Annotated in this window: 18 protein-coding genes and 1 tRNA gene; 5 read left to right on the forward strand and 14 right to left on the reverse strand. The window is 42.5% G+C overall.

Going from position 1 to position 17,739, the window contains the following annotated elements; translation table 11 throughout:
• Positions 1 to 117: 117 nt before the first annotated feature.
• From Q4486_RS01100 to Q4486_RS01140, 9 genes are all read right to left on the reverse strand, one after another.
• A complete protein-coding gene (locus Q4486_RS01100) occupies positions 118 to 498 on the reverse strand; it encodes a hypothetical protein (RefSeq protein ID WP_303416395.1) in 381 nt (126 codons plus the stop codon).
• Between the two features lie 3 nt (positions 499 to 501).
• Positions 502 to 1,323 (reverse strand): nucleoside triphosphate pyrophosphohydrolase, encoded by an 822-nt coding sequence (mazG, locus tag Q4486_RS01105; RefSeq protein ID WP_303517732.1) that lies wholly within the window; start codon positions 1,321 to 1,323, stop codon positions 502 to 504.
• Between the two features lie 36 nt (positions 1,324 to 1,359).
• Complete coding sequence (gene relA, locus Q4486_RS01110; RefSeq protein WP_303416393.1) at positions 1,360 to 3,624, reverse strand: GTP diphosphokinase; 2,265 nt, start codon at positions 3,622 to 3,624, stop codon at positions 1,360 to 1,362.
• A gap of 270 nt (positions 3,625 to 3,894) precedes the next feature.
• Entirely contained in the window at positions 3,895 to 4,788 is an 894-nt protein-coding gene (gene cysM / locus Q4486_RS01115; RefSeq protein ID WP_303517735.1) for a cysteine synthase CysM, read from the reverse strand.
• Positions 4,789 to 4,936: 148 nt separating this feature from the next.
• Positions 4,937 to 6,151 (reverse strand): bifunctional alpha/beta hydrolase/OsmC family protein, encoded by a 1,215-nt coding sequence (locus tag Q4486_RS01120; protein WP_303517737.1) that lies wholly within the window; start codon positions 6,149 to 6,151, stop codon positions 4,937 to 4,939.
• A gap of 1,119 nt (positions 6,152 to 7,270) precedes the next feature.
• Positions 7,271 to 7,347: transfer RNA gene (locus tag Q4486_RS01125), tRNA-Met, on the reverse strand.
• 75 nt (positions 7,348 to 7,422) lie between these two features.
• Positions 7,423 to 7,809 (reverse strand): PilZ domain-containing protein, encoded by a 387-nt coding sequence (locus Q4486_RS01130; protein WP_303416062.1) that lies wholly within the window; start codon positions 7,807 to 7,809, stop codon positions 7,423 to 7,425.
• Positions 7,806 to 8,588 carry an OmpA family protein gene (locus Q4486_RS01135; protein ID WP_303416061.1) on the reverse strand — a complete coding sequence of 261 codons (783 nt, stop codon included), beginning with the start codon at positions 8,586 to 8,588 and terminating at the stop codon, positions 7,806 to 7,808. The genes Q4486_RS01130 and Q4486_RS01135 overlap by 4 nt, the downstream gene beginning before the upstream one ends.
• A 13-nt stretch (positions 8,589 to 8,601) precedes the next feature.
• Entirely contained in the window at positions 8,602 to 9,384 is a 783-nt protein-coding gene (locus Q4486_RS01140) for a motility protein A (RefSeq protein ID WP_303517739.1), read from the reverse strand.
• 119 nt (positions 9,385 to 9,503) lie between these two features.
• Here Q4486_RS01140 and Q4486_RS01145 point away from each other — a divergent pair, with 119 nt between their 5' ends.
• Complete coding sequence (locus Q4486_RS01145) at positions 9,504 to 10,364, forward strand: DUF72 domain-containing protein (RefSeq protein WP_303416059.1); 861 nt, start codon at positions 9,504 to 9,506, stop codon at positions 10,362 to 10,364.
• A 9-nt stretch (positions 10,365 to 10,373) separates the two neighbouring features.
• Here Q4486_RS01145 and Q4486_RS01150 read toward each other — a convergent pair whose 3' ends face one another.
• Both Q4486_RS01150 and Q4486_RS01155 read right to left on the reverse strand, forming a co-directional pair.
• Positions 10,374 to 10,979, reverse strand: a complete 606-nt coding sequence (locus tag Q4486_RS01150; RefSeq protein WP_303517741.1) for a DUF924 family protein — start codon at positions 10,977 to 10,979, stop codon at positions 10,374 to 10,376.
• 96 nt (positions 10,980 to 11,075) lie between these two features.
• Entirely contained in the window at positions 11,076 to 11,834 is a 759-nt protein-coding gene (locus Q4486_RS01155; protein ID WP_303416057.1) for an EAL domain-containing protein, read from the reverse strand.
• A 221-nt stretch (positions 11,835 to 12,055) separates the two neighbouring features.
• Here Q4486_RS01155 and Q4486_RS01160 point away from each other — a divergent pair, with 221 nt between their 5' ends.
• From Q4486_RS01160 to Q4486_RS01170, 3 genes are read left to right on the forward strand one after another with little or no spacing between them, the layout of a single operon-like run.
• Positions 12,056 to 12,865, forward strand: a complete 810-nt coding sequence (locus Q4486_RS01160) for a hypothetical protein (protein ID WP_303416056.1) — start codon at positions 12,056 to 12,058, stop codon at positions 12,863 to 12,865.
• 9 nt (positions 12,866 to 12,874) lie between these two features.
• Complete coding sequence (locus Q4486_RS01165; RefSeq protein WP_303517743.1) at positions 12,875 to 13,492, forward strand: glutathione S-transferase family protein; 618 nt, start codon at positions 12,875 to 12,877, stop codon at positions 13,490 to 13,492.
• On the forward strand, positions 13,489 to 14,265 hold the full coding sequence (locus tag Q4486_RS01170) for a glycerophosphoryl diester phosphodiesterase (RefSeq protein ID WP_303517744.1): 777 nt from the start codon (positions 13,489 to 13,491) through the stop codon (positions 14,263 to 14,265). Before Q4486_RS01165 ends, Q4486_RS01170 begins: the two co-directional genes overlap by 4 nt.
• Here Q4486_RS01170 and Q4486_RS01175 read toward each other — a convergent pair.
• Genes Q4486_RS01175 through Q4486_RS01185 form a run of 3 tightly spaced genes read right to left on the reverse strand, consistent with a single transcriptional unit; the run spans position 14,207 to position 16,664 of the window.
• Positions 14,207 to 15,082 carry a pirin family protein gene (locus Q4486_RS01175; RefSeq protein ID WP_303517747.1) on the reverse strand — a complete coding sequence of 292 codons (876 nt, stop codon included), beginning with the start codon at positions 15,080 to 15,082 and terminating at the stop codon, positions 14,207 to 14,209. The genes Q4486_RS01170 and Q4486_RS01175 overlap by 59 nt on opposite strands.
• Positions 15,079 to 16,041 carry a glutathione S-transferase family protein gene (locus tag Q4486_RS01180; protein WP_303517749.1) on the reverse strand — a complete coding sequence of 321 codons (963 nt, stop codon included), beginning with the start codon at positions 16,039 to 16,041 and terminating at the stop codon, positions 15,079 to 15,081. Before Q4486_RS01180 ends, Q4486_RS01175 begins: the two co-directional genes overlap by 4 nt.
• A 26-nt stretch (positions 16,042 to 16,067) precedes the next feature.
• A complete protein-coding gene (locus tag Q4486_RS01185) occupies positions 16,068 to 16,664 on the reverse strand; it encodes an FMN-dependent NADH-azoreductase (RefSeq protein WP_067862211.1) in 597 nt (198 codons plus the stop codon).
• Positions 16,665 to 16,824: 160 nt separating this feature from the next.
• Between Q4486_RS01185 and Q4486_RS01190 the strand changes: the two genes are divergently transcribed.
• A complete protein-coding gene (locus Q4486_RS01190; protein ID WP_067862213.1) occupies positions 16,825 to 17,721 on the forward strand; it encodes a LysR family transcriptional regulator in 897 nt (298 codons plus the stop codon).
• Positions 17,722 to 17,739: the final 18 nt, after the last annotated feature.

Raw genomic sequence — 17,739 nt, forward strand, 5'->3', positions numbered from 1 at the left:
TCTGATTAACTCGATGCTACCCCATTAAAAAGAATAAAAACACTGGCTTTTCAGGTGATTAGTCTCATACAACAGAAGAAATGCCATAGATAAATAGGGAGAGGTAATGCTAATCGATCATAAAAACGAATGGATTTTTTTAAGCTGCTTCTCTGCCATCCACTCATCAGAATAAGCGATCTCTTTATAAGGTTGCTTATCCCCAGTACGATAAAGTGCGAGTCGGTAGTTTTGGTCAACTTCCGTTCCACTATCGTAGATAACCTCTAATTTTTCTAGCGCAGATAGGGAAATAATTTCATAATTTGTTGGCCCAACCACCGCAATTTCACGGCGCTTAAGATCTAATAGAAGTCGTGGCGAGCCCTTGAGATCTTCACTAATAGTAAAACCCGTAGCTTGGAGCTGTTTAAGCTGCTGATCCGTTTTCTGCCAGTTCCAATAGCCTAAACTTAGAATGATAACGAAAGCGATAAGAAACCACTGAAACGGCGTCACCTTTTACAATCCTTTTGCTTTAGCTTGATCCCAAAATTGATCGAGTTCATTTAACGAGAAGTCTGACCACCCTTTGCCTGATTCACGTACCCGACCTTCTACAAAACCAAAGCGACGCTCAAACTTCTGATTAGTACCACGGACAGCATCTTCGGGATTAACACCTAAATGTCGCGCTAAATTAACTTGGGCAAAAATAACATCACCCATTTCATCCGCTACTGCAGCCTGATTACCCGATTGGATAGCTTCGCGTAACTCCGCCAACTCCTCTTCGATCTTATCTAGTACTAACTCTGCATCATTCCAATCAAAACCTACTTGAGAGGCACGTTTTTGTAATTTAACAGCACGACTTAATCCCGGTAATGCTTTGGGAATATCATCCAGCACACGGCTCACACCAAGATCTTCTTTACCATCCCTTTCCTGTTGCTTGATTCTCTCCCAGTTTTGCTTAATCTCGTCGTCAGTCAACGCTCGCTCAGCAGGGGGAGAATGCAATGTACCATCAGGAAAAACATGCGGATGACGACGAACCAGCTTAGTCACAAGATTAGAAACAATGGTGGAGAAATCAAAGCGTTCAGTTTCATCCCCTAACTGAGCATAAAAGATCACCTGAAACAGTAGGTCGCCTAGTTCATCGTTTAGATGAGTCCAATCTTTACGCTCAATCGCATCAGCCACTTCATAAGCTTCTTCAAGCGTATGGGGAACAATAGAGGCGAAATCCTGTTTAAGATCCCAAGGACAGCCATGCTCAGGATCCCGCAAGCGGGACATAAGGTAAGTCAGATCATCAATTGTATAAGTTTGCTGCATTACCAACGGCCTCATATCACACTATGTGAAATGTAATTAACGAATAACACCACTACGCTGACGATGAACTTCCATAACATTGGAAACTTGATTCACTTTATCCATCACACGCCCCAACAGATCTAAGCTGGAGATCTCCACAGTTAACGTCAATCGAGCAATGTTTTCATGCTTATCAGAGAGCGTATTAGCAGCAACGATATTTACATTTTCAGCCGCCATAATCAGCATAACATCACGCAATAGACCTGGGCGGTCAAAGGCTTCAATGAAAATATCAACAGGGTATGTTGTTTCGCCCGACTCACCCCAATCAACTTCAATAATTCTTTCCGGCTCTTTCTCTTGTAGCTGGATAAAATTACTACAATCTTCTCTGTGGACAGATATTCCACGCCCTTGTGTAATATAGCCGGCAATTTGATCACCGAGAACCGGCTTACAACAGCTCGCCATAGTCGATAATAAGTTACCGACACCACGAACCTTCAACCCTTCGGGTCTTATTTCGGCTTCATGGAGAACAGGTAATGCAAGATCTAACTGCTCATCTGCTTCATCAGACAGAATCTGACTTTGTGCGGAATTGATAATTTGAGAAAGTCTAAGATCACCGGCGCCTAAGGCCGCATACATATCTTCGATATTTTTGTAGTTGACCTGTTCACAAATCTTAGAAAAGTTTAATTCTTCCAGATCAATCGCCAGACGCTTAAACTCTTTAACCACCATTGCGCGGCCAGCATCGGCATTCTGCTCTTTTGCTTGAAACTTAAACCAATGCGCAACTTTAGCCCGTGCACGAGGCGTCGTAACAAAGCCTAAATTCATATTTAACCAATCACGGCGCGGGCGCTCTTCACTACCGGTCATGATTTCAACTTGATCGCCCGTATGTAAACGCCTATTCAATGGCACTATACGGCCATTAATTTTAGCGCCACGACAACGGTGGCCAATCTCAGTATGTACACGGTAAGCAAAATCGATTGGTGTCGCCCCTTTAGGCATGTCGATTACATGGCCATCCGGTGTAAATATATATAAGCGGTCTTGCACAACATCGCCGCGTAGCATCTCGCCAAAGCCTTCACTTTCGCCAAGATCATCATGCCATTCAAGTACTTGACGCAACCACGCGATCTTGTCTTCGTAGGCATCGCTGTTGGATTTAGTGTCCGTCCCTTTATAAAGGTGGTGCGCACATACGCCAAGCTCGGCTTCTTCGTGCATATCAAAGGTACGGATCTGAATTTCTAAGACTTTTCCATCTAAACCAAACACCGCTGTATGTAATGAGCGATAACCGTTCGGTTTAGGGGATGCGATATAATCGTCAAACTCATGGGGTATATTGCGCCATAAACTATGCACAATCCCAAGCGCTGCATAGCAATCACGACTTTCTGGCACCAAAATACGAACAGCCCGAACATCATAGACTTGGCTGAATTCAATATTCTTACGCTGCATCTTCCGCCAAATACTATAAATATGCTTAGCTCGACCGTTAACTTCACCGTCAATATTGGCGTTTTCAAGCTCACTTTCTAAACGAACAACAATTTGGTCGATATAATCTTGACGATCAAGACGCTTCTCATCTAACAAATTCGCAATATGTTTATAGTCATTGGGCTTTAGGTAGCGAAAAGAAAGGTCTTCCAGCTCCCATTTAATATGACCTATGCCTAAACGATGAGCGAGAGGGGCATAGATATCAAAAACTTCGCGCGCAACTAAATAACGCTTCCGACGAGAGCCATTTTTAACTCCTCGAATAGCACAAGTACGCTCTGCAATTTTAATGAGTGCAACACGCACATCATCAATCATTGCCACAAGCATTTTACGCAGGTTATCCATTTGGGTTGTGTCACTACCCAAAACATTGTCATCAATACGAGGATTCTTACGGCTGCCAATCGCCGCCATCTGCAGGACGCCCATAATCAACTGGGCTATAGGCTTACCAAACTGTTTACGTACACGTTCCATAGGAAGCTTACGTTCACGAACGGCACGATAGAGAATTGCAGCAATCAGGGATTCTTGATCCTGATGAAGATCAGCAAGAATTTGTGCCATCTCCAGACCGGTTCGAAAGCAACCTTCCGTGTTTTCAGCCCAAACATCTTCTACTTCATCGGTACTTTTCTGTGCCTTTTTGGCCATTTCACAGGCACGACGAACGGCATCGATGTCATCAATATCTGTTAAATCTTGAAGGTGTTCTAACCATAACTCTATATCAACGGACCCATCATCTCTAATGGGTTGATCTTGGCGAACTTTAACCATGATGAACCTGCGCCATAAAAACTGCTACTCCCAAAAATTAAGCCGCATCTTTTATTATTATTCTTATTAGACAAGAAAATATGGGCTCTTCCCTGTTATTCAACCCTTATCCTGTGGTCGGCCATTCTATTCTTTATAAGATAAAATCGCGAATCTGTTTCCCCTCGCTCTATCAAAAACAAACAGCAAGCACGATTTATACCCAGATAAATCAGCCTTATAAAAAAAGCCCCTAAGGGCTTTTAAAGTTACATACGTTATCTAAGGAAACTAATTAAAGACCCCAGTGGATAGATAACGGTCACCTCTATCGCAAATAATACAGACGATCACCGCGTTCTCGACCTCTTGAGCCAAACGTAAAGCCCCAGCTACCGACCCACCAGAGGAGACACCACAGAAAATTCCTTCCTTCTGCGCTAGTGCACGCATAGTTTCTTCCGCTTCGTTTTGATCAATATCCAACACAAGGTCGACACGGCTTTCATCAAAAATTTTAGGTAAATACTCTTGAGGCCAACGTCGAATACCGGGTATCTGAGCGCCGTCACTAGGCTGAAGACCAACTACTTGAACCGCTTCATTTTGCTCTTTTAAGAAGCGTGATGTGCCCATAATCGTGCCTGTAGTACCCATAGCACTGACAAAATGAGTTATTTTTCCCTGGGTTTGCTGCCAAATTTCAGGGCCTGTACCTTGATAATGCGCTTCAGGATTATCCATATTGGAAAACTGATCGAGTACAATCCCTTCACCTTTTACTTGCATAGCTAAAGCAAGATCTCTGGCGCCTTCCATCCCCGCCTCTTTCGAGACTGGGATTAACTCTGCTCCATAGGCTGTCATTGATGCTTTACGCTCGGCACTTGAGTTGTCCGGCATAATGAGCTTCATCTTATAGCCTTTAATCGCAGCAGCCATGGCTAAAGCGATACCTGTATTACCTGATGTTGCTTCGATTAAAGTATCACCAGGCTTAATTTGTCCGCGTGTTTCTGCGTGCTGAATCATGCTTAAAGCGGGGCGATCTTTTACTGAGCCTGCTGGATTATTTCCCTCTAACTTGCACAAAATCACATTACCCCGACCTTGACCAATACGCTGTAAGCGCACTAACGGGGTCTGACCAATATAATCTTCAATGGTAGGGAACTGAGCTTGCATAAATTAATCACCCATCAAACATAAAAAAAGGCATAAGAAACTATTTTCTTATGCCTTATAAGAAGACCCGAAATTCTACCGATGGTTCCATTAAAGCTCAAGAAATCACTTTTATAATTCAGAACTTCAACCGGCTGCCACCTTAACCTCAGACAAGTACCGTCATAATGTGAATTTTACCTTCCAATGTCCGATGAACAGGACAACGATCAGCAATTTCAAGTAATCGTTGACGCTGTTCATCCAACAGATCACCTGTCAGCGTAATTTGACGCACAAATTGATCGACCTTCCCCTTCTCTTGTTCACAGCTAGAACAATCTTGTGCATGAATTTTACTGTGACTCACATCCACTTGAACATGATCTAAAGGGATCTTCTTTTGTCGTGCGTACATTCGAATCGTCATAGATGTACAAGCTCCCAAACCGGCTGCTACCAATTGGTAAGGGCTTGGACCTAGATAATTACCACCATAACTTTCAGGTTCATCAGCTATTAGATGATGCCCCTCAACACTAATATCTTGGGTGAAACTACTAGGATCCGCTTCGCTGACACGCGTAACCCCCTCTGGGGCATTCATAAGTTTTGGCAATAAAGCCACATCTATATAACGTTGTACCCATGCAGATATTAATTCAGCAGCATATTCTGCATCTTCAGGACGTGAAAGCAGATGGTCGGCATTATCTAAAGTAACGAAGCTTTTAGGGTGCTTGGCCATTTTAAATAACCTAGCCGCATTTTCTAAATCGACCGTTTCGTCTAAAGGAGCATGCATAACCAACAGGGCCTTTTTAAGATGACCTACACTCTCCTCTAACGAAGTACCCGAAATATCATCTACAAAAGAACGCTTAATAGTAAAAGCACGCCCCCCAAGACTGACCTCGGCCTGACCTTCAGAACAAATATCACTCACATGATGACTGAAATTATGCAACACATGATCAGGCTCAGCAGGAGCACCTATAGTCACGACAGCTTTCGCCTCAGGTATACCTTTTGCTGCAGTTAGTATTGCAGCCCCTCCTAATGAGTGACCAATCAGTAACTGCGGTGCTTCATACTTTTCACGTAAAAAATTAACCGCTGCCAATAAATCCTCTACATTTGAGCTAAACCCTGTATTAGCAAATTCACCCTCTGAATGCCCTAATCCAGTAAAATCAAAACGTAAAACCGCAATACCTAGAGATGCTAAACGCTGAGCAATTCTACGTGCGGCGGGTATATCCTTAGAGCAGGTAAAACAATGGGCAAAAAGAGCGTACGCTGCGGGCTTTCCAACAGGTAGATCCAACCTCGCCGCTAACGTAGAACCATCATGCCCAACAAACTCTAAGCGCTCAGTTTTCATCTTTAATCTCTCCGCGTAAAAAACGATTGGCTAATTGCATACCTCAGTGGCGACTTAGTATTAACTACCTAGTCACTACACGCCATTTAGAAATGGCTATAGACAGGATAGGCTGGCTTTATGAGAAAAAGCACTTATCCCAACCAACTTTCTATTATTTTCTCAATACACAATTAACAAACGAAAAATATAGTTAGGTAATGATGCAAAAAAATGCACTGTCATAACATTAGCAAAGATATTACTTTATTCAGCCATTTGTTAAGAGGGGTAACAAATGATGAGTAACAGGATTAAGTAAGCATTAAATAAGCAAAGGCTAGACGCAAAAAAGCCGACTTAGCATTCACTAAATCGGCTGTCTCTAATCTGGTAGCGGGGGCCGGTTTGAACCAACGACCTTCGCCTGGGATTACAAGCGCTGAGCCCGACGAGCTACCAAGCTACATCTTTTAAAAACCATAAACTCCAGACGCAAAAAAGCCGACTTAGTATTCACTAAATCGGCTTTCTCTAATCTGGTAGCGGGGGCTGGATTTGAACCAACGACCTTCGCCTGGGGTTACAAGAGCTGAGCCCGACGAGCTACCGAGCTACATCTTTTAAAAACCATAAACTCCAGACGCAAAAAAGCCGACTTAGCATTCACTAAATCGGCTTTCTCTAATCTGGTAGCGGGGGCTGGATTTGAACCAACGACCTTCGCCTGGGGTTACAAGAGCTGAGCCCGACGAGCTACCGAACTCCATCTTTTAAAAACCATAAACTCCAGACGCAAAAAAGCCGACTTAGCATTCACTAAATCGGCTTTCTCTAATCTGGTAGCGGGGGCTGGATTTGAACCAACGACCTTCGCCTGGGGTTACAAGAGCTGAGCCCGACAAGCTACCGAGCTACATCTTTTAAAAACTATAAACTCCAGACGCAAAAAAGCCGACTTAGCATTCACTAAATCGGCTTTCTCTAATCTGGTAGCGGGGGCTGGATTTGAACCAACGACCTTCGCCTGGGGTTACAAGAGCTGAGCCCGACAAGCTACCGAGCTACATCTTTTAAAAACTATAAACTCCAGACGCAAAAAAGCCGACTTAGCATTCACTAAATCGGCTTTCTCTAATCTGGTAGCGGGGGCTGGATTTGAACCAACGACCTTCGGGTTATGAGCCCGACGAGCTACCAAGCTGCTCCACCCCGCATCAACGTGGTGCGAATACTACAGACCCACTCCGCAAACCTCAAGCTTTTTTTAATATTTTCAACGATTAACTAAATTACTCTTTATCAATTACTTGAAATTTATCTTCTGCTGCCTGCCGGATACGTGTTTTTTGAATGTCTATTATTAACTCAGATAAAACCAAACTTGCCTTTTCAGAGAGACCATCAAACTCAGCACCACAGCGCCCCGCGCCACAGAAAGAAACATTTAAAGCCGGTTTAAGACGATAGCTTTTATCTAAAGTAAATAGAATAACTGCATTTTCAATCTTCCCTGATAGATGATCAGTTGTTTCAAAAGCCACACCGGTTTCTGAAATATCTAACAGCGTGACAGGCTTGTCATCAATCGTCATTGATACTTTATCATCAACGGGCGCTCTATAGGCATTACGCCTATTTTCGTCATCACTTAATTCCAGTTCTATAGGGATCTTCATTCTGCCTGTCTCTCTAATACAAATTCCAAACGTCTATTTTGCGCTCTATTTTCAACACTATCGTTTGGTACAAGTGGTCTAGAATCGCCATAACCTGTAGCCGAGACACGCTCGACTTCAAGCCCACCCCTAACCAGATACCTCAATACGTTAGTTGCCCTAATAGCTGAAAGATCCCAATTCGAAGGAAACCTGGCAGTCTCTATAGGTACATTGTCTGTATGCCCATGAACACTTAATTTAATCTCTGCATTTTTCTTAAGCGTCAACACCATGGAATCAAGCACGGGCATCATTTCTGGATTAAACTCTGCAGAACCTGAGGGAAACAACAGGTCCCCACTAACCTTAATAATCACCTTGCCATCTTTAGGAGAGCCGATTTCAACCGCTTCATTTAAAACATCTATCTTTAACTGCTCGGCAAGATCATCATTTAAACTCTGTAGTGCAGAATTAAGGTTTTCTGCTTCATTCTCCATAGGTTTGTCCTCTTTCTCCTCAGACAAACGGGACGTGGGCAAGCGCTCTTCAATCTCATCAGGAATTTCTGGCTTTACTGGAGCTTCATGGGGAAACTCGATAATACTATTTGCACCAGACTCACCCTGAAATGCTTCATTTAATGAACGAGAAGCAATTTGAAAACGTTCAACCTCAATGTTTGAAAGAGAAAAAAGCAGCACAAAGAAAACCAACAGCAAGGTCATTAAATCAGCAAAAGTATAAAGCCAATCAGCTGTTTCATTTTCCTCTATAAGGGTCGTTTTAGAATCCATAATTTATACTCCCTTATTTTTCTGCAGTCTTACTTTTACCTTGCCTTAACTTTTTCCGCTTGGCGGCTGGAATATATGACGACAGTTGTTCATAAACATGCATATAGTGGTCATTTGTTAAAATGCTGATACAACCCTCACGAATAATTTCAAGGTTTGTCACCTCAAGTAAGGTTCTTGATTTCAACTTACCAGCGATAGGTAAAAAAACCATTGTTGCTAATAACGACCCATAAAAGGTGGTTAACAGCGCAACCGCCATCGCTGGGCCAATAGTGTCAGGGTTATCTAACTCACTTAGCATCTGAATAAGCCCAATCAATGTTCCTAACATGCCAAACGCTGGTGCATAAGCCGCCATTTTTCGGAACACATCTTGTGTTGCGTAGTGCCTAGCAATAAGAGAATCGATCTCATTTTGAATAGTGTTCCGAATAACCTGCTCGGACGCTGCCTCAGCAAGGAGCATACAAGCACGCTTTAAAACAGGAGATGAACTTTCTACATCGCCTACTTTCATCAATCCGTGACGATGACTGATACGGCTCAACTCCAGCATCGTATCTATCATCTCTTGCTGATTGGTTTTATCTTGGGTGAAAACAATAAATGCACCCTTAAATGCGTTAGTTACGTCTTTGAACTGTACAGTTAATAGTGTCGCAGCGATGGTGCCACCAGCGACAATCATCATCCCTGGGACATTGACAAAAACATCAGAACTGCCGCCCATAATAATGGCTGAAATAATTAAAGCTAAACCGGAAACAATTCCGACTAGTGAGGCGAAATCCATTTAATATCTCTCTAAAATCCACTTAAAATTAAATATAATCCACATGTTAGCATGTTAACGTACAGCAATTATAAGTACATACTATATAACTTCATCTCTATACATTTGTGCCTAATCACGTGAAGAAACAACACTCTTATATTGGTCTAACTCAATGGCAGCATGCTGCTTGGCAACAGAACATGCCGAAACGCTCGCCAAGTGAACATATATTAAAAACCTATTCTCGCCACTTCAGTAGTGTGGAGGGAAATAGCACATTTTATGGTTTACCTAAAATAGATACAGTAAAGCGCTGGGTAGATGAAGCCGATAAGGAATTTCGCTTTTGCTTTAAATTCCCTCAGCAGATTACCCATTTAAACCACCTCAAATCATCCGAACAAGAAACCTTAGCATTTTTAAATAGGCTCGCCCCACTGCATGAGCAGCTTGGGCTTTTGTGCATACAGTTACCCGCCTCTTTTGATGAACATAACCTGCAAGCCTTATCAGACTTTTTAATCAAAATACCTAAAGAGTTTAACTATGCTGTAGAAGTCAGAAATACTTGTTTCTTTGATAAGGGCGAGACTGAGAAGTATTTTAATCAATTACTTGCCACCTACGATATTAATCGTATTAGCTTCGATACCCGCGGACTATTCCATGACCCATCAGAAGATCCCATCAGTTTAAAAGCAAAAATGCATAAACCGAAGCTCCCCGTTCACGCCATAGCGACTTCAAAGTATCCCATGGTTCGCTTTATTACCCCCTTAGACTGGGAGCTAGGTACGGACTATTTAACGCCTTGGATCAATAAAGCCATCCACTGGATGGATGAGGGCAAAACTCCCTTTTTCTTTTTTCACACACCGGATAATGCTGAGGCCCCTGAACTCGCAGCATACTTTGTTAATCAATTAGAAAAACAACGTCCAGGAAGTTGCTTGTTTAATCCTTGGCTCCCAGCAAAAAAACAAGACAATTTATTCTAAGCGCAACAATCATTGCCCCCAGCGATTCTTAGTCTGTAGCAAAAAGGCCAATTCTTCAGGTGTAGAGCTGCGACCCAATACTTCATTACGATGCGGAAAACGACCAAAACGATTAATTTGGTCATAATGCTGATGGGCAAAATCCAACCAGTTTTCCATGTAGATCTTATTGACTCCTGAGACTTCAAATAGCATCTGTTCAAAGCATTCAATACTTAGCTGCTGTAGATCCAACTGCTCGGCATGCTCAAATGGCATATAGAAAAACGCTCTTTCAACAACCTCTAATGCCTGATCATGCCCCAGCTTACGTCCCTCTATACATAGGGCTAACGCCTGAGTATCACCAGAAAATGCATCTTCAGAACCCCTGAATATAGTACGCGTAAACTGATCCAATAAAATAATTAAGGCAAGTCGCCCTCGCGGCGAACTTGCCCATTCATCCAGCTCACCACGTAATGCTTGATGAACACGATGACCAAAAAGTTCAGAGACTAGGCGGTCATTTTCAGCATCGCCTGACCACCATAATTTACTGCGATCATTCACTGGAAAACCGTTTTCCACTGTGCCAAACCAGAATCTTAAAATATCTTCAATTTTCTCAATCATATCCATCAACACGCGAGATTATTAAACATTAAAGATAGTGGAATTTAGGCAGTTTGCGTACTTAGGCGTTCGGCTAGGTCTCATGCCCTGTTTAAACTATAACGTACCTTTATTTCCACAATGCTCATTTACAAACAACTCTTTGTAAAAAAAACCTTGCACATAATCAACACCAATTTTAGCCGCGTAGGCTAGATCTTCTGCAGATTCAACACCTTCCAATATAGTTTTTTTACCACTTAACTGGGCATATCCAATTAGACTTTTAAACAACTGCTTCATACTCTTGCTTTGACAACTATCACCACTGATCCAATGTCGGTCAAATTTAATAAAATCTACATTACTCAAAATATTCAAAGAGACCATTGTGCCTGGGGCACCCACATCATCCAGTGCGATAGCAACACCCTTGTGATGCATAAACGTGGCTACTTCATTACTAATATGCGCATCATTTAAATCTGTATTTTCAATTAGCTCTATTACTAAATCTTGATTATCCGTCAACATTTTAGCCATAACATTCTCGTTCTCAACCGGCCCGAATACAGAAAAAGCATGGGGATCAAGATTAAGAAAAAGCGTGCTATTTTTAGGCCTAAATCTAATCTGCAACCGTTTTAGCTGTAACTCAACTTGGGCCAGCATCAGCGGACTATCATGTAATAACTGAAATATATGAAGAGGAGCAACCAGATCTCCTTGGTGATTAAAGAAGCGTGCTAAAGCCTCGTAACCTATAACCGCACCACTACAGGTATCTATAATCGGTTGATACTCAACACCAAATCGCTGTCTATCTACTAACTCAAGTAACTCTAACCTATCGACCGAAGGACTATACAAACTCACAAGACACAACCTTAAACAATAATGATAATAATTATCAATTGTATTTAAAAAATAGTATTTTGAGTAGTCTTATAATAGAAAAAGTATTGAATTTATTACAAAAAATAACTGCTAGGAGAAACAAAACATACCACTAACTATATTTTTAACTATTTTAATATTGCCAACATAGGGCTACATTATGGAACATCGTATTAATAAATTTGTTAGAGGAAGATAGAATGCAACGCTTTTTTATAGTCATTGTTATTGCTGCATTGTGCGCGGCAGCTTATCTATTCTTAGAAGAAAAAGAATCAAAAACTTCCTCACCACTATCTGCCGAGCAACATGAAGAATCTAATCCAAATGCCAAAAAGCATATTAATACCTTAACTCAAGGCGCTGAACAGCCCATAGATATTGGCGCAGCGGATAACTTTGTTACATCCGACCAGCTTCTCAGGCTACCAAAAAAGAGCGTCGATCGACTCGATACAATTCCAGAAGAAAATACGCCAGCAAACCCCGATGCCATTGCTGAAGATGGGACCGCAACCTTTGCCGTTTCTAGCCATATAAATATCATTAAAACTGCCGGTTCAACCGCTCAACCCAATAGCGATGACCCACTCGCGGCGCTCTCTTTAGAGAACCAGATAAAATTACAAGAGTTACTCGACAATCCTGATCAAGCAGCGAACAATATCTACTTTATTCATGCGGTGAATGAAGCCGATATCGAAGGGCTTTGGGGAATTATTCAACATGGATTGATGAGCACATTTACACGTGGGCTTGTGTTGCCGGGACTCGACAAAACAGTCACCGTTGATATTCCAAAAGACGCCGATGAGAAATTAGACAATAAGCGTAGTTCTTTTTTGGGCCAAATACTTAAAAATAAAGTAGACCAAACTTATATCTATAATTACGAAAAAGGAATTCTAGGGGATAACCCCAACCTCATCACACCAGGACAACAGTTAGTTATAGTTACATTCACTGAAGAAGAACTGATTGCGATCTATAATCATTTTATATCGCTTTAAGGAGTTCGAATGATTGACCTGTATACGTGGGGAACCCCTAACGGCCGCAAAATTTCAATTATGCTTGAAGCATTGCGGCTACCTTATAGAGTTCATCCTGTTAATATTTTAGAAAACGACCAGTTTGAAGCCTCTTTTTTAAAAATAAGCCCCAATAATAAAATACCCGCTATTGTCGATCCTGAAGGGCCTAATGGCGAAACAGTCGAACTTTTCGAAAGTGGCGCCATACTTATCTACTTAGCAGAAAAAAACGATGAGTTTATACCTACGGATCCTATAGCTCGGCTGGAATGTCTGCAGTGGTTGATGTGGCAGATGGGCGGCTTCGGTCCATTCCTCGGGCAAGCACACCATTTCAATAAATTTGCTAAAGAAGATGTGCCCTACGCAAAACAGCGCTTCAACACAGAAGCTCAACGATTATGGCGCGTTTTAAATACGCAGCTCGAAAATAAATCGTTCATTATCGGCGATGACTTATCTATAGCCGACTTTGCTATCTACCCTTGGGCTATGCGCTATGAATGGCAAGCTGTCGATCCTGAACAATTCCCCTTTGTTAATGCATGGATGGAACGCATGAACGATATCGAATTTGTGAAACGCGGAATGCAAGTTCCGTGATAGCAGACCGCATTATCGGCCATCGAGGTGCCGCGGCTCTCGCACCAGAAAACACTTTAGCGGGTATTCGAAAAGCCTCAGCTTGTGGCCTTAGATGGGTAGAACTTGATCTATCCCTTCTCGGTGACAGCACCCCCGTACTTTCCCATGACCATGAATTTGATCGCTGTACAAACTACAGCGGTTCATTATCGCGCTCGACGCTCACTGATCTACTTCAAATAGATGCCGGAAGTTGGTTTAGTCAGGAATGGCACAACGAAAAACTACCACTGCTATCCGATGCCCTCTTACTCTGCCAAACGTTAAACTTAGGGCTAAATTTAGAACTAAAACCCCGTGATGGTGAATCTGAACTAACCGCCGCCGCTGCCTTTCAAATGATATCTGTCTATTGGCACGATCCAGATAAGTTAATTATCAGCAGCTTTGACCATCAAGCACTTAGTGCTTATCGCGCCTTAGACGCTCAGGCGAATATTGGGTTACTATACGATTACCTTCCTGAACGATGGCATCTACAAGCAGCTGCAATTCAAGCTTGTAGCATACACTGCGATTGCAACGCTATGACCCAAGCAGACATTCAAGACGTGAAGGCCTCAGGCTATGATTTATACTGCTATACCTGTAATGATCCTGAACAAGCTGATCGACTATTCGCATTAGGGGTTGATGGTATCTTTACCGATAACCCCTTCATTATGGCGCCCTTTAATCAACCAAACGATCTGCACGATAATCAGCTATCGCCTGCTCAACCTCTGCCATAGTATTCATTACAAACGGACCATACTGTGCAACGGGCTCACCTATGGGCTTACCTGCTAGTAGCAGCAACCGCGTAATGGGCTTATCAGCATCACTCTCGGCTGTGGTAATTGATACCCTAGACCCAGTCGATAGCCGATTCGCGGCATCAATTAACAAAGGCTGCCCTTCCACTGTTGCTTTACCTTCAAACAGATAAATAAACGCATTATGGCTAGACGGTATGGGCAGCTCAACGGTCGTGCCCGGCTGCAATTGCAGATCCACATATAAGGGCTGAGTCTCCTCTACGCAAATGGGGCCTTGATAGGTGATGTCATCCAAGGTCAAACTACCCGCGATTAACTTGAGTGCAGCACCACCCATTAGCTCTATGTGAGGAATATCCTCAGGTTCAATATGTTGGTAGGCAGCCGGTTTCATTTTGTCCTTAGCTGGCAGGTTTATCCATAACTGAAAGCCTCGCATCAGCCCCTCAATCGCTACAGGACGCTCCTCATGAACAACCCCTTTGCCTGCCGTCATCCATTGGACACCACCGGATCGAAGCTCTCCTTCATTACCTAAATGATCTTTATGAATCATATGCCCATTGAGCATATAGGTCACTGTTTCAAAACCTCGATGAGGATGGGGAGGAAAACCGGCCATATAGTCATCAGGATTGTCTGATGAAAACGCATCCAGCATCAAAAACGGATCTAAACGGGCCGACGGATTACGCCCGATACTACGTTTTAACAGGACTCCTGCTCCATCTCGACTATCCACCGCAGGAATAACTCGATTTATTTCCCGCTTAGGATCACGACTGATCATAAAGACGCCCTCCCGTGGGGTAAATCAAGATTGAACTCTGGTCCTATAGAAATAACCCCAGTCGGATTAATCGTCTTATGACTACGATAGTAGTGATGACGAATATGCTCCAGATTAACTGTCTCTGCGATCCCTTCAAGCTGATAGATATCCCGTAGATAACCTGAAAGCGCGGGGTAATCGGCAATCCGTTTTAAATCACACTTAAAATGCGTTACATAAACGGGATCAAATCTAATCAAAGTGGTAAATAGCCGTATATCCGCTTCAGTTAATTGGTTACCCACCAAATAACGCCGACTACTCAGCTGCTCTTCGAGCTGATCTAACGCATTAAATAATTGCTTCACCGCACTGTCATAGGCAGATTGTGAAGTTGCAAACCCCGCCCGATAAACACCGTTATTAACGAATTCATAGATAAAATCGTTAATAGTATCAATAGATTCCTGTAGAACTACAGGAAAGTAATCTCCTGTAATTGCACCTAAATGATCAAAGGCAGAGTTAAAAATACGAATAATATCTGCTGACTCATTATTAACGATCACCTCCTTCTTTTTGTCCCACAAAATGGGCACTGTCACCCTACCGCTATAATTTGGGTCTGTATGGGTATAAAGCTGATAGAGATACTCATAAGCAAACTGGCTATCTCCTGTACTATTGGGAAAATGCTTATCAAAAGTCCAACCACTTTCATGCATAAGCGGATCCACAACATCCACACTAATAAGATGCTGTAACCCTTTCAATTGACGCATAATCAACGTGCGGTGTGCCCAAGGACAAGCCAAAGAAACATAAAGGTGGTAGCGACCCGCCTCAGCCTTAAAATCAGCATCCTCATCAGCTGTAATCACATGTCTGTATTGAGAAGCTGAACGGACAAATTCACCTTTACTACGCGTCGTGTCATACCATTGATCACGCCATTGACCTTCAACCAATAATCCCATTAGATCTCCTCCGCACTCAACCTATGTTAGCTAATCTCTGCAATCTGTTTTTCAGCCTGAGCTAAAGACTTAGCAGCAACCTCTCCCATATTTAGTCCCTCAGCAAAGATAACCTCTACACTCTCTAGGCCAATAAAACCTAAAAACTGCTTAACAAAAGGTATTTGAAAATCAATGCCGTTATCTTTGTAAAGGCCACCACGTGTAGCAAACAGATAAACAGGCTTATCTTCAATCAAACCTACAGGGCCATTCTCCGTATACTTAAAAGTAACGCCAGCTCTAGCTAGGAGGTCAAAATAAGCTTTCATCTGTGTCGGTATAGAAAAGTTATACATAGGTACGCCGATAATTATTTTATCTGCCGCTCTAATTTCACGAATAAACTCATCTGAACGATCAACTAAGACTTGCTGAGCAGCTGAACGCTCTTCTTCTGGCGTCATTAACGCACCAACAACAAAACTATCTAAATGGGGTAAATCTTCTACGATCAGATCCCTAACAACTACAGCGCCATCCTTATTCGTTTGCTTCCACTGCTCAATAAACTTAGCAGCAAGCTGGCTTGATTTTCCTTCGTCGCCAAAAATACTGGTTTTAATATGAAGTAATGTGGCCATAACCGGCTCTCTCTATTCATCGCATTTAATGCGTAGTTAAGTTGATATGCATATTCTTATATTTATAAAGACGATTATAAATAGCGAAAAATAGCTTAATATGATCTAATTTTTAGATACATCATAGCTAAATGTAGATTCATTCGATAAAGGAGCAACTATGCCAACCGTAACCTTAGAACAATGGCAAACACTGATCTCGGTTGTAGATAAGGGCGGCTATGCAGCAGCGGCAGAAGCAATGAATAAAAGCCAATCAACGGTAAGCTATGCGATTCAAAAATTAGAAAACAGCCTAAATGTCAGAGCTTTTGCAATAGCAGGACGCAAAGCGATCCTTACTCCCGCAGGAAAAACCTTATATCAACGGGCCACCGTTCTACTTGAAGAAGCCAATCAGATGGAAGCTCAAGCCCAGCAGTTTGCCGAAGGTTGGGAGCCCGAATTACGTATTGCTATGGACGTCTTATTTCCTGAATGGATCATGCTAGACGTTATTGAACAATTCACTAAAGAGCACCCCTTAACCCGTATTGAGCTAATGGAAACCGTTCTCAGTGGTACAGATGAAGCGCTTTTAAAAAAAGAGGCCGATCTGGTAATCGGTGGCCGCATTCCTCCGGGTTTTCTAGGAGATCCCCTTTTACTGGTTAGCTTCCATGCAGTAGCCAGCCCATCTCACCCTTTGCATCAACTCAACAGACCCTTAAACTATCAAGATCTTCGTCTACATAGGCAGCTGGTAATAAAAGATTCGGGCAGTAGAGATTTAGATGCAGGATGGTTAGGTGCACAACACCGATTAACAGTAGGCCATATACGCACATCGATCGACGCTGCCTGCAAAGGCTTAGGCTATGCTTGGTTCCCAACGCTAAAAATACAACAAGAAATCAAAGAAGGGCGACTAAAACCGCTAAATTTAGAAATAGGAAATAAAAGAGATGTGCAATTGAACCTAATCTACTCCGCAGGCGATTATGCAGGACCTGCCGCCAAATTATTTGGCAACCTTTTGAGCACGCGTATGGCTAAAATAATGGACTCAGATTTTTAACTAAAGACCTTTATCTAG

The sequence above is a fragment of the Neptuniibacter sp. 2_MG-2023 genome, from assembly GCF_030547495.1.
Classification (GTDB): domain Bacteria; phylum Pseudomonadota; class Gammaproteobacteria; order Pseudomonadales; family Balneatricaceae; genus Neptuniibacter.